The sequence below is a fragment of the Pseudomonas sp. DWRC2-2 genome (assembly GCF_049897885.1).
Taxonomy (GTDB): Bacteria; Pseudomonadota; Gammaproteobacteria; order Pseudomonadales; family Pseudomonadaceae; genus Aquipseudomonas; species Aquipseudomonas azotoformans_A.
This window is the reverse complement of record NZ_JAFCXD010000002.1, coordinates 1003760-1016866: the sequence shown is the minus strand read 5'-3', so window position 1 is coordinate 1016866 and position 13107 is coordinate 1003760. Positions and strand designations below refer to the sequence as shown.

The window sequence follows — 13107 nt, the reverse complement described above, 5'->3', positions numbered from 1 at the left end:
CCTTGCTACCGGAATCACATTAAACTAATACCCATTCAGGAATAGACGCTCAGCCGCTTGCCCGTGACCCGAGCCACAAAACCCTGCAACCACTTCAGGACGCGATACCTTCCTTCCCAATTAGGAAAATCAGTGTAATGGTGAATGGGGGCACTCATGAAGCCTTCAAACTCGGCACGGGAAATTCTCAACTTTTTGCAAAAATATGAAATATCCAGTTCCAGCTGATCCGCTTCGTAGAGCGGCTCACTGAGCTTCTCCAGTGCCACCTCCCTGGTCATCTGACCAGATACAATCAGACTCGCATAGTGCGGCCGACGCTTATCATAGCCAAACTTGACCGGCAAGTAATAATTCTGGAATAACTTAGTAAATTGCGACTCACCATGTTTTCGCGCGTAAGGTTTATAACCGACCGTCCTCTTCAACTCTTCCAACGCCAACTCTTTATCATAGGGCATATAATTGAGCGGGCGTACCGTACGCATTTTTCTGAATAACGGGTACCAAATATAGTATTGAAAAAAGCTGATGGTTTTGTAGTTCTTAATCTTACTCGTGCCATATTTCTTGTGAATAGCTTTCAAATTAATTGCATCCATTGCCGTGCCGTGCCAAGAATCAGGGAATACCCCCTCAGTGGCCAGGTTGCCCCCGGACAGAATGCACTCGATCCCATTCTTTATCGCAAAGTGATAAAGGCTGGAAAAGAAAATGTGATCTTGCGGTACGTCCTGATTGGAAATCCCCGCCCGAAGGTAGGATAAATGCAGGTCACGCATCTCCTCCCAATCTACCACGTGGGTGTGCAAATCATAGCCGCAGTATTTGACAATAGCTTCAATATTAGCCACTGCCAGCTCACTATTCCAACCTGCATCCACATGAACAACAAGCGGTCGCAAGCCCCACTCCTTCAGCTTAATCGCTAAATACGAGCTGTCGACGCCGCCACTAAGCCCCAAAATACAATCATAGTCCTTGCCGTTACCGGAAGTTTTAATCCTTTCAACTATATCTTGCCACTTCCGCTTGCCTTCCTCACCGGGAAACCAGCTCGTCTTGGCAACATGTTCGAATTTCAGACAATGATTGCATACACCATCGGCATCGAATTCAATCTGCTCATCTGACGTATCCATTACACATTTAGTGCAGATCTTATATCCAGCGTTTTTTTCAAACATAACTATTGTCCTGGTTTTTCCTGGTGCAAACCATAAGTCCGATGAGCAACCCGATCCCTGATGAAAGCAAGGCGGTAGTCGCAGCCTGTTCTATAATTAAAATAGAGTACGAAAACCCTATATAAATAAAAATCGGATTGTTTTTTCTGACATACGCAGCATCTAAGATAAAAAATACACCTGCCACTAATAAGATGGTCAGCAGGTAGAGGACAATCCCTCCGGAGCCAAGCGCATACATAAATGCATTCGTATTGGCATTCAAACCTTCAAAGCCAAGGTAATCCTCTCCTACGACGAAGCTGACAGGTTTACTTCCGCTGATACCCGTCAAAAGCGACCAATGCATCGAGTCTGCGCTCATAAACTCGAAGAACGATGCAATCACCCAAGAAGGAACAGTAAATGTCCTCCTGAGAAAATAATCAGCCACGTAGGAATAGCCCCCGGCGACGTATTCAAAAACAAATATCAGAAACGACGCGATCAACAATCCGTATACATAGCTTATAAATGATTCAATTTTACGCCTTCTCGCCGCATAACCCAATAATGCGGCCACCGCGATAAACAACAGAGGTGCTTTTACACCCAAAAGATAAAAGAACGTTAGCCAACATAAAAACGGAACGATCACCAACCAGGCCTTTTTCTTCCAGCATGCCCAAAACGCGACTAAAGGCGAAAACCCATTAATGATGGCAGCGCTAAAATAAGAGATAAAAGATCCCGATCTAAAGATATCGCGACCCTCCAACCGCCGATCATATGAGGTAGCCAAGTCAAAGCCCGCAGAAGGCGTCGGATTAGACAATACTATGACTACACCAACAACAATCAACCCGCACAAGAAAAGTATGACGTTACTCTGATTGAATAAACCAGGAAAGCGAAAAACGGGCAACTTTAACAACACCACCTTTATAATCAACAGAGGCAAAAACAATACGACAAAGTAAAGCGTAAAACTTTCAATCCCCACCTCACCCCTTATCGAGCACAACAACAAATAAGGGAGCAAAATAAAAAAACCATAAAAAAAACAAAAGAAGTCGGAGGGCTTATTTATTTTACTTGGCACCAACATCGCGACGAACAAAAAACCTACCGTTAAGTAGATTAAAAACCTATAATCGAGTGATATAGGGGCATACCCTATACTAGCATTAGCACTCTGCAACTGCACAGCATAAACGAGCATTATAAAAAAAGCGAATATCAGCAGTAGAAGTGGCCGACGCAATTTTTTTCCAATAGCTCGTAAATTACTCATCATTATAGTCGGATATCTGTCGGGTAATTTATCAAAACCGCGCGATGTTTCCCATGAAAAACAAACATGCTCCCCGCAGCAACTCCAGACACCTTACCCTCACGGATAGCGTATGACAAGTCATCCATCGACCCGGCTCCGCCACACACAACCACTGGAACGTTCACCTTGCTGGTGACACCGAGTATGGGCTTTAAATCATAGCCAGCCATCGTGCCATCACGGTCGACATTATTTATAAAGATCTCCCCAGCGCCGGCAGCGACCAGATCACTTATATGGTCATCCATACTTCGCTTGATGTCGACAGTCGCTGACTTCACACACACTTTGTACGCACCAAACAAATTTTTTCTTATATCGACAGCACCGACAATAGCTTGGCTTCCAAAAATATCAGCCGCTTCACGTATAATATCGATAGACTCTACAGCTGCAGTATTTATGACAACTTTCTCTATACCAAGCCTGATGAGCTGCCGGATCTGGGCAAGTGTCTTTACTCCCCCGCCGTAGGCCATGGGCATGAATGCTTCACCTGCCATCTCTTCAATTAACTGATAGTTGATATCGCCACCATTTTTTGACACATCAATATCAAGCACGACAATTTCATCAGCTTCTTTGTCGCTGAAAATCCTCACCGCATTGACAGGATCACCAATATAAACGGCATCCTTGAACTTCTTCGTTTTAACCAATCCATTTCCACGAATCAATAAGCAAGGAATAATGCGCGCGCGATGCATTCAAAAACCTCGGGCAAAAGAGTTCAGCAATTGTTTGCCAAAACGGTGACTTTTTTCTGGGTGAAACTGCACCCCCGCGATGTTGCCCCGGCTGACCCCAGCAGCGAACTCAATCCCGTATTTGGCATGGAGCATAATATCTTCCGGGTCAGTTGGTTTCATGTAGTAGCTATGAACAAAATAAAAACGAGCATCCTCCTCCATACCCTCAAGTAATGGATTGTTTTTATTTTCCGTCCATACCTCATTCCATCCCATGTGCGGGACACGCAGGCCGTCAATATCAGGAAACTTCTTCACCTGCATATCCAGCCACCCCAGGCCCGACTCCTCGCCTTCGGCGCTTTTGACGCCCAACATCTGCGCGCCAACACAAATCCCCAGAAGTGGCGTCTTTTCGCGCAGGACCTTTTCCTCCAAGGTCGGCACCAGGCCACTCTCCCGGAGATTTTTCATGCACGCGTCAAAGGAACCGTTACCCGGCAAGACAATCTTGCTCGCCTGCTCAATATCTTTCGCGCTTGAAGTCACCATGGAGCGGATCCCCAGTCGCATCAACATGTTAGACACTGCAGCGATGTTGCCAATGTCATAGTCAACGATGGCGATCATTTTTTTGCCCCTAAGCTAAAGCGGAATGACATGATTATATAGACGACGTAAAGCAAGGCATACCCGCCGCTATACATTTTTAGTGCACTTTCGTAGTGAGCGGGCACTGTCAAACATACAAACGTCATTACTAGCAGGGCTATCTGCCAAAATAGGTCAACGTGCTGCCTTCCGGCGATGTACACCATATAGCTCAATGGGCTTGCTATGAAGGCCAAGGCGAAGTAAGGCAACATCCACATTGCAATAGTGCCTGAAAAACGCCACTGCTCTCCAAATGCCAAGACAAATAACGTTTCACTCAGGAAAAACATAAAAATCACAAACAACAGCGAACCGCCAGATAACACCTTGAGTGTCTGAAGGTAAATATCCCGGCATTCACCAAACTCACGATAACGAGTCGCGGCATGGCGCTTGAATACGTCAAGCACCGACTTGCCCAGCAACCCCAACGGTGCACCGAGTATACGGATGGTCATCGCAAGTAAACCCGCTACTTCGGCGCCGAAGCGACTCGCGACAATGATGATTGGCAGTTGTGCAGCAGCCGTATTGATCGAATCTGCCGGAAGAGAAAGCAGCGGGAACCGACGCTGCCTATGCCAAAAAGCTTTAATAGACTCAAAATTTCTATATTCAGCCGACAGTTGTCCGACAGGCATCAACTTGATGCATAAGGCACAAGCGATTATGCCTCCCACCAAATAGCCAAGCGCTAATACCGAAGCATCTGGTTGAAAAAAGCCAAATAGAATTTGTGACATGGTTATGGCACCGGCGTTGACGATCCTGATAACCGTAAGCTTCCTGTACGCACCTTCCGCCGCAGCCCAAGACTGCCAAACCTGCACAACAGCGACGGTGAGGGCCGTGGGCACGGCACACAGCAGTAGCGAAAAGGCTATTTTTTGCAATATTACCGGGAATAAAACCACCCCAGCCGCTAACAAGAGCAGGAGTGTAAATGAAGCGATACAAACAACCGCCAGTGTAGATATAAACGCCAGCTTTCGCGGCTCACCATCGAGCTCGATCGCTAGCGAGGTTTCAAACCTACCGGTTATGACCACACTAATGAAAACCACCACACCTAACCACGACGCATACAATCCGAACTCACCAGGCGAGAATAGCCGCGCAAGGATCAGGGCGCCGAGAATAGGGATAGCTTGAGCAACAGCTGACCCGGTCAGCACAGAGGCAATGCTCTTCCAATAGCCGTTCGTTATATTCACCCTCATTATAAAAGAATCACCACACGGCTCTCATTTAGCTGAACCACACGACAGCCCATTGTTTCCACTCAACTTTACCGAAAAAAGCTCATACGCGAACACCGCGCTTTACTTTCATAAGGCCCAGCCAGCAGACACCTCGACAATTCTCTCTTGATCTTCAGGACTCAAGTAAGGTCCCATAGGCAGACTTATAACTTGCTCCGCAATGCGATCACCCACGGGTAGTTTCGCATTATGGTCAGCCACTGCAGGTTGCTTGTTGAGTGGAATTGGGTAGTGAATAGCTGTGGGGATGCTCGCCTCTTTGAACTTCTGCTGCAACTCATCACGCGCCTCAACGCGCAATGTATATTGCGCCCAGGCGCTGCTATTGAACGGTTCTACGTAAGGCGTCACCAATGCTCCTGCGGATGCGAACAACTCGTCGTATTTTTTTGCAACGCGGTCGCGCATCGCAAGCTCTTCCGCGAAAATCTCGAGTTTTGGAAGCAAGATGGCAGCTTGTAACGTATCAAGTCGACTATTAACTCCCACACGGACGTGGTGATAGCGTCTATCTTGACCATGCCTGGATATTTGCCTGACGATCAGCGCAAGGTTTTCATCATTCGTAAACAGCGCACCACCATCCCCATAACAGCCCAATGGCTTGCTTGGAAAGAAGCTGGTACATGCAATGGTACTCAAGTTGCAGGAGCGCCGCCCTTTATACACTGCACCAAAACTTTGCGCTGCATCCTCGATTACCGGGATACCATACTTCCCCGCAATTTTGTTGATCTCATCAAAATCCGCACATTGACCATAAAGAGAAACCGGTATAATCGCCTTTGTACGAGGACTGATCGCAGCTTCGAGCAATGTAGGATCAAGATTATAAGTCTTGGCATCAACATCTATGTAGATCGGTTTGGCACCAAGTAATGCTGTGGTCTCGGCGGTAGCAATATACGTAAATCCAGGAATGATAACTTCGTCACCATGGCCAACGCCCAAGGCCATCAACGCAATCTGCAGAGCATCTGTTCCGTTCGCACAGGTGATGCAAAACTTTGCACCTACAAACTCGGCGAGCTTGCCCTCAAGCTCGGCAACTTCTGGGCCGAGTATATATTGACCATGCGCTAGTACCCTTTGAATACCCGCGTCGATCTTGTCTTTGATCCGTGCTTGCTGAGACTTCAAGTCAATGAATTCAATCATTTAGATTTCCACTTGCCTTAATTGATTATCAGACAGCACATAGGTAACGTGGGTGTGCTGACAGCGAGCGACTGCGTCACCGGTCAACGGAAGATCAAGCCGTTCTCCGTACTCACTCATCCAGCCGATTTGTTGTGCGGGAACACCCACCATCAGCGCATACGCCGGTACATCCTTATTAACTACAGCACCCGCACCGATAAAGGCGAACTCACCAATTGTCACACCACAAACAATCGTGCAGTTTGCGCCCAGCGTTGCGCCTTTTTTAACAAGCGTATTACGGTATTCATTCTTACGCTCAACAAACGAACGCGGATTATAGACGTTCGTGAACACCATGCTGGGGCCGCAAAAAACACCATCTTCCAAGGTGACGTTGTCATATACGGAAACGTTATTCTGAATCTTGCATTCGTTGCCAATAATCACGCTATTGCCAACAAATACATTTTGCCCCAGCGATACGTTCTGCCCGATAACAGCCCCAGAACAGACATGCACAAAATGCCAAACACGCGAGCCGCGGCCGATTTTGGCACCATCATCTATAATTGCACTTGGATGAGCGTTGTATTCCATTGTTTTACTCAATAATTAGTCGTCAATCATACAAAAAATCAGTACAGCCCTTTAGTATTCGCCATTAAACTCAACATTCGGCATTTATCCTTCGGTTGCAGAGCAAAGGGATCTAACCGCCGGAAATGCCTGGCGCGGAGCAAGGCTTGAGCAGCACCGAGAAAATAGAAGACTAAAAAGCAGAAGTTGAAAAGTATCAGTCGTCACGGGCGACAAGAAGCTTTGGGGGGCTCGCTGATGAGGCTCGCAGAAGGTCCGCCACCGATGCCAAGCACCGGGTTTCAGAAAGCCTGCTCTCGTTGTGGATACCAAAATCAAGAAGTAGCTCATCCCCATGAGTTCCTGTTGCGCCATGCCTTCCACCGTGCGCCCTCAAGTGGGTATCGGAGAAGGCACGACCTACGGCGACCTTGCAAAACACGTCACCGAGTAGACAATAATACGCCTAAGGTACAGGATTCACGGCCTCATGGAAAATGTGGGTACGGCTCAGAAGCCCCCTTCCATTCAAAAACCTGATGGCGCTTAACCAACTTCATACACAGGTAACGGTTAACGAGGTTGCGAGACGTCTAGCGCGGCAAAAATGCTCAGACGTCAATCAGCAAAGAGTCGGAGGGAAATCAGCACTGCGCCTTCGAGGCAAAGCCAACTCTCAAGGCCTGGCAAGGTACTCCGCGATTTTAACGGCTGCCGTTCCACCACCATACAGCTGGCCGCTATCGCTAACGACCCTGTTCAAATGAACGGAAACAGCGTCGACTATGGTTTTCTCAGTCGCGCTCACCAACAGGTTGGCGCCTGAGTCAACGAGCTCGACCCACTCCGTTTCATCACGAACAGTGACGCAGGCTTTATTGAAGAAAAACGCTTCCTTTTGTACTCCACCACTGTCGGTGAGTACCAAACCCGCTCGCTGAAGCAGCCAGATCATTTCCAGGTAGCCGACGGGATCAATCACAGCCACTTCCAGCGTCAAACTGGCCTTTTGAATGGCGGCTCGTGTGCGTGGGTGCAGCGGCATCACCACCGGCGCGATGGTCCGATGCACAGCATTCAACGCGGAGACAATTGCTCTGAGTCTTTCAATATCATCCGTGTTTTCTGCCCTGTGCAAGGTCGCGAGCACAAAGCCGCTGCCCAGCGTGAAGTTTTTTGGCGAACTGGCACGCTTCGCAAAAAACAACGCGCTGTCCTGCATCACATCACCTACATTCAACACTTGGACTGGCTTGCTGGAGAAGCCTTCACGCTCTAAATTGTCGACAGCCGTCTGTGTTGGGCAAAAAAGTATGTCGCTTACTTGATCAGTAACAATTCTATTTATTTCTTCGGGCATGCGCATATTGTAACTGCGTAATCCAGCCTCAATATGTGCAACAGGAACATGAAGTTTTGCAGCAACCAGGGCACCTGCCAGAGTCGAATTGGTATCGCCATAGACCAAGACCCGATCAGGCTTTTCCTTAATCATAGCCTGCTCGATTTGGATCATCATTCGCCCGGTCATCTCACCGTGCGAACCTCCATGAATATCCAATTGGTAGTCAGGTCGTGGGATACCCAACTGCTCAAAAAAGATATCCGACATATTCGAGTCAAAATGCTGACCCGTGTGCACTATAACTTCTTCCAACTCTGGACGCTGCGCGATAGCCATGGACACCACGCTGGCCTTAATAAATTGGGGACGTGCACCAATAATAGTAAAAATCTTCAAATGTAACCCCACGCTAGAATTTTTTGTAAAACTCAATCAACTTTTTGCTTTCGACATCCCAGTTATAACGAGTATAAACCGCATGCTGGCCATTACAACCCATCTGCTTTGCCCGCTCAGGATTATTGATGAGGAAATCAATTCCTTCAGCGATAGACTGCGGATTTAGCGGGTCGACACACACTCCGCAGTCACTACCTTCTATAAGGTCCCGCCATAGCGGAAAATTTGATGCAATGACCGGTATTCCGGACGACATGTATTCAAACATTTTATTTGGTTGGGCATCTACGTGATTCGGAAGCGGATGAAATGTCACCAGGCCCGCTATTGAGCGCCCGAGCACTTCGCGCACCTCCGCCCTGTCTAACTGTCCGCACGCGTTGACCGATGTCCAGCCAGCCAGCTGCTTGACTTCTGTTTCAACGGCACTCTCGGAAAACTCACCTACCAGGTTCAGGCGCACGGGGCTTTTTATCAACGACAAGGATTGGATGACTTCGCTTATTCCTCGAATAGAGGCGATTCCTCCCACGTAGCACACTTCATTCTGCTTATTCTCCCAAGGAACTTCAGCATCTAGTTCGCCAATCATCGGGTAGTTATTGACGTCGAGAACGACCGAATTCATTGCTAGAAATTTATCACGAATAAATGGCGTCGCCGTGACAATACCATCAAGCCTCGAACACACATAACGCTCATACACAGAGAAAACGGCTGATATTAAGCGACGAAACAAAGGATGAAGATAAGGCTTACTGAGTAACTGTCTAGGTACATCCTCATGAGAGTCAAAAATGACAATTTTGCCCTGTTTCTTCAACTTCAAGCCAATCGGCAGCAACTCTGGATCATGCAGATGATAAATATCGGCATTTATTTTCAACGCTTTTTCAAAGACATACCGGGTAGTACGAAATATACGATTCAAACGCCCTGGAAGTAGCCCCGCATCAACGATACTCACACCATCTACGCACTCATCTCCCTTGCCATCTGCCACTATCAAGGAGACGTCATATCCGTGCTCTGCCAGCGTCCTGCATTCTTTTCGAAAAATGCGTATGTCCTGTCTAGGATGCGCCGAGGTCACATGAGCTACTTTTAACAAATTACCTCCAGGTAATTTTAGTAATTTACTTGAGTTTTAAACTGTGATTCCGTGCATAGACAGCCAAGAACCGTCCGCCACAAAACGGACATATGCAGTGCCGCGCTCCTAGGGTTCGAGGCGACGCTGCTGGTAGATCCAATCAACTATCTCACCATCCGGAGCGTAACCACTCACTGTATCACGCAGAAGCTGTCGTACCCGCGTGTAGTCATCTTGTTCTACAGCCGCGATAAGGTCGGCGAGCTTGGACTTCAGCACCTCCCAATCGAGATGATCTTCATTGGCACTCATGATCATCGGATGTTGGGTCGCAACAACGTTATCGCCGATCAGCAGTTCTTCATACAATTTTTCTCCGGGGCGTAAACCGGTAAATTCAATAGCAATATCCCCATGAAGATTTTTTTCAGACCGTACACTCAGGCCTGAAAGGTGAATCATCTTTTCGGCTAACTCTACAATCCTGACAGGCTCGCCCATATCAAGGACAAATACATCCCCCCCCTGTCCCATGGATCCAGCCTGAATCACCAACTGCGCCGCCTCGGGAATCGTCATGAAATACCGAGTGATTTTCGGATGGGTAACAGTCAGCGGCCCACCGGACTTTATTTGCCGATGGAATAATGGAATAACCGAACCAGAGGACCCCAAAACGTTGCCGAAACGGACCATGGTAAATCGTGTTTTATTTACACGGGAAATGTTCGATTTCTCACCGAACAATACGGGTGCGAGCTCATGGCTGAGCGCCTGAAGGGTTAACTCAGCCAGCCGCTTGGTACTTCCCATTACATTTGTTGGCCGAACCGCTTTATCGGTAGATATCAGTACAAAGTTGGAGACGCCGGATTGCAGTGCTGCTTGAGCGGTATTGAGTGTACCCATTACGTTGTTCAATACGCCTTCAGCTATATTATGCTCGACCATGGGCACATGCTTATAAGCCGCCGCGTGATATACAGTATCTATCCGCCAAGCTTTCATAACGTCCAGAAGCTTACCCTGGTTACGCACAGAACCAAGTATAGGCAAGAGCCTGACCGTCAGAGACTCATGGCTTACACGCCGTTCGAGTTCAGAGAGTATGGTGTAGAGGTTAAATTCACTATGATCGAACAACATCAACGTGGTTGGCTGCAGCGACAATATCTGGCGGCACAGCTCGGATCCAATGGATCCCCCCGCGCCGGTTACCATCACACTTTTGCCCTTGATACAGCGCTCAAGCAGCTCACTTTGAGCAGGTACTGCGTCTCGCCCTAATAGGTCGGCAATATCAACTTCTTGAATGTCGTCGACCTTCACTCGCCCACTTGCAAGGTCCATGAAACCTGGAACGCTTCGCACATGGAGTGGAAACCCCTCAAGAAAACCCAGGATCTCTCGCCGACGCGCTCGGTTCGATGACGGAATGGCCAGGAGGATCTCTTGCGCGCCAGTCAAATCTATCATCCGCTGGATATTCTTCGGCTTATAAACCATCAAACCGGAAATAACACGGTCAGAAATACCGAGGTCATCATCGATAAAAGCGACTGGACGCATCAGTCTCCCCATACGCAGTGCGGCAACCAATTGGTTTCCAGCAGCGCCGGCGCCATAGATGGCTACACGGGGAAGGCCATCTTCACGATTGGTAAAGGGCACATGCTGTGATGCTTCGAACCAATCGCCGAGAAAGTACTGCCGCATGGCGAGCCTTAACCCGCCAATCATGATGAGACTTAGCCACCAGTAATTGAAAATTATGGAACGTGGCACCACACTCTGGTGATTGCCATACCAGTAAACAACAATTCCCAGAATTAACGAGGAAAGGCTCACTGCTTTGATGATCGCAATCAGAGCATCGTTACCGAAGTAACGCATGACTGCTCGGTACATCCCGAATTTGATAAACAGCGGAATAGCGACCAATGGAGCGCTGAAAAACAACCAGGGATGCAAGATGAGAGGGTTGGCCACATCGTCAATACCCAACCGCACCACGAACGACATCCAGAGCGCTATCCAGACCAGCAAGACGTCTGTAGCCACCTGAATCAGACGCTTCTGATGGCGTGGTAACGCCAGCAGCACCGTTCTTAATCTCCCCATAACCCCTTCGAACACCTTTTGCTGCTCCTGCAACCTACATCATTAGCGGTACGTATTAATAGAAAACGCACCCTTGTGTGCCTTCGACCTGAAACCGAGAACGCCGCTCATTAAGAGTAATAAGACTCAGCCGCCTGTCGCGGTCTCGATCACCTTCTTCAATACAGTGCAGGTCTTGTCTATTTCCGCCTCACTTAGCGTGGGGTGGACCAAAAACATCAAACTCGTTTCGCCTAACACCTTCGCAACAGGTAGACGCTCAGCAGGACGCCAACCTGTGCCATCAAACGCTTTCTCAAGGTACACCTCTGAACATGATCCAGAGAAACAGGGTACGCCAAGAGCAGCAATTTCCGACAGGATACGATCACGGCTCCAGTCGGGGCGAAGTTGTTCTGGGTCGATAAAAACATAACATTTATAGGCGCCATGTACGTAATCCGACGGTACAACCGGCACTCGCACGCCTTTCAAACCTGAGGCACAGTCCCAGATGCGCCGTGAATTGGCTACGCGGCTATCGCGCCACACGGGCATTCGTCGTAGCTGGATTCGCCCCACGACGCCTTGAACCTCCAACATGCGCCAGTTCGTCCCGAACCCTTCATGCAGCCAGCGAAAACCTGGGGGATGCTCGCGCTCATAGACGGCCTCCCAGCTCTTCCCGTGATCCTTGAACGCCCACATTGCCAGCCAGAGTTTACGGTCATTGGTTGTGACCATGCCACCCTCGCCCCCAGTGGTCATGATTTTGTCTTGGCAGAAGGACCATGCTCCAATGTCGCCGATTGAGCCGACAGCACGACCTTTATAAGTTGCGCCATGGGCCTGGGCACAGTCCTCAATAACCTTGAGATCATGGTTTTGAGACAGCGCCATGATCGGATCCATGTCGCACGGCCAGCCGGCCAGGTGCACGCAAATGATCGCGCGCGTACGAGAAGTGAGTACGGCCTCAATGGTCTGGGCTGTAATGTTCTGGGAGTCGGGGTCCACATCCGCGAACACGGGGATAGCACCGGCGTTTACGATGCTGGATACCGAAGCCAGGAACGTCCGCGACGTAACAATGACTTCATCCCCCGCAGTAATGCCTAGGGCATGCAGTGCCAAATCCAGCGCTACAGTACCGTTGGCCAGTGCGATTGCGTGCTTGGTGCCGACCCAGGCGGCAAACTCTTTCTCGAATTCCCGGCACTCGGTGCCTGTCCAATAATTGACTTTATTCGAGAGGATCACATTTCGTACGGCGTCAGCCTCCTCGACGGTAAAAGAAGGCCAAGGAGAGAAAGGAGTATTCAGCACAACGCAGTACCTATCGAG

At 48.8% G+C, this 13107-nt stretch carries 11 protein-coding genes; all 11 read right to left on the bottom strand.

Features of this window, described 5'->3' with window-relative positions; genetic code table 11:
- Positions 1-35 precede the first annotated feature (35 nt).
- The 11 genes from ACP7EW_RS13315 to ACP7EW_RS13265 all read right to left on the bottom strand — a co-directional run bounded on the left by ACP7EW_RS13315 (position 36) and on the right by ACP7EW_RS13265 (position 13089).
- Complete coding sequence (locus tag ACP7EW_RS13315; RefSeq protein WP_426217520.1) at positions 36-1187, bottom strand: N-acetyl sugar amidotransferase; 1152 nt, start codon at positions 1185-1187, stop codon at positions 36-38.
- Positions 1180-2460 carry a hypothetical protein gene (locus tag ACP7EW_RS13310; protein WP_426217518.1) on the bottom strand — a complete coding sequence of 427 codons (1281 nt, stop codon included), beginning with the start codon at positions 2458-2460 and terminating at the stop codon, positions 1180-1182. The genes ACP7EW_RS13315 and ACP7EW_RS13310 overlap by 8 nt, the downstream gene beginning before the upstream one ends.
- Before the next feature lie 2 nt (positions 2461-2462).
- Positions 2463-3209: an AglZ/HisF2 family acetamidino modification protein gene (locus ACP7EW_RS13305; protein WP_426217516.1), complete on the bottom strand. Its 747-nt coding sequence runs from the start codon at positions 3207-3209 to the stop codon at positions 2463-2465.
- Entirely contained in the window at positions 3210-3821 is a 612-nt protein-coding gene (gene hisH / locus ACP7EW_RS13300; protein WP_426217515.1) for an imidazole glycerol phosphate synthase subunit HisH, read from the bottom strand.
- Positions 3818-5065 carry a lipopolysaccharide biosynthesis protein gene (locus tag ACP7EW_RS13295; RefSeq protein WP_426217512.1) on the bottom strand — a complete coding sequence of 416 codons (1248 nt, stop codon included), beginning with the start codon at positions 5063-5065 and terminating at the stop codon, positions 3818-3820. The genes hisH and ACP7EW_RS13295 overlap by 4 nt, the downstream gene beginning before the upstream one ends.
- A 108-nt stretch (positions 5066-5173) precedes the next feature.
- On the bottom strand, positions 5174-6265 hold the full coding sequence (locus ACP7EW_RS13290; RefSeq protein ID WP_426217510.1) for a DegT/DnrJ/EryC1/StrS family aminotransferase: 1092 nt from the start codon (positions 6263-6265) through the stop codon (positions 5174-5176).
- A complete protein-coding gene (locus ACP7EW_RS13285; protein ID WP_426217508.1) occupies positions 6266-6847 on the bottom strand; it encodes an acyltransferase in 582 nt (193 codons plus the stop codon). It abuts the gene before it with no gap.
- A gap of 655 nt (positions 6848-7502) precedes the next feature.
- Positions 7503-8567 carry a non-hydrolyzing UDP-N-acetylglucosamine 2-epimerase gene (wecB, locus tag ACP7EW_RS13280; protein ID WP_426217506.1) on the bottom strand — a complete coding sequence of 355 codons (1065 nt, stop codon included), beginning with the start codon at positions 8565-8567 and terminating at the stop codon, positions 7503-7505.
- Positions 8568-8580: 13 nt separating this feature from the next.
- Positions 8581-9681: a glycosyltransferase family 4 protein gene (locus ACP7EW_RS13275; RefSeq protein WP_426217504.1), complete on the bottom strand. Its 1101-nt coding sequence runs from the start codon at positions 9679-9681 to the stop codon at positions 8581-8583.
- A gap of 108 nt (positions 9682-9789) precedes the next feature.
- Positions 9790-11784, bottom strand: coding sequence for a polysaccharide biosynthesis protein (locus ACP7EW_RS13270; protein WP_426218063.1), 1995 nt, complete (start codon positions 11782-11784; stop codon positions 9790-9792).
- A gap of 126 nt (positions 11785-11910) precedes the next feature.
- Positions 11911-13089, bottom strand: coding sequence for a DegT/DnrJ/EryC1/StrS family aminotransferase (locus ACP7EW_RS13265; RefSeq protein ID WP_426217502.1), 1179 nt, complete (start codon positions 13087-13089; stop codon positions 11911-11913).
- Between the last annotated feature and the right edge of the window lie 18 nt (positions 13090-13107).

Bases quoted from the DNA above. Each gene is read 5' to 3' on its own strand.
- ACP7EW_RS13315 (WP_426217520.1), bottom strand. From the start codon at position 1,187: ATGTTTGAAAAAAACGCTGGATATAAGATCTGCACTAAATGTGTAATG.
- ACP7EW_RS13310 (WP_426217518.1), bottom strand. From the start codon at position 2,460: ATGAGTAATTTACGAGCTATTGGAAAAAAATTGCGTCGGCCACTTCTA.
- ACP7EW_RS13305 (WP_426217516.1), bottom strand. From the start codon at position 3,209: ATGCATCGCGCGCGCATTATTCCTTGCTTATTGATTCGTGGAAATGGA.
- hisH (WP_426217515.1), bottom strand. From the start codon at position 3,821: ATGATCGCCATCGTTGACTATGACATTGGCAACATCGCTGCAGTGTCT.
- ACP7EW_RS13295 (WP_426217512.1), bottom strand. From the start codon at position 5,065: ATGAGGGTGAATATAACGAACGGCTATTGGAAGAGCATTGCCTCTGTG.
- ACP7EW_RS13290 (WP_426217510.1), bottom strand. From the start codon at position 6,265: ATGATTGAATTCATTGACTTGAAGTCTCAGCAAGCACGGATCAAAGAC.
- ACP7EW_RS13285 (WP_426217508.1), bottom strand. From the start codon at position 6,847: ATGGAATACAACGCTCATCCAAGTGCAATTATAGATGATGGTGCCAAA.
- ACP7EW_RS13270 (WP_426218063.1), bottom strand. From the start codon at position 11,784: ATGGGGAGATTAAGAACGGTGCTGCTGGCGTTACCACGCCATCAGAAG.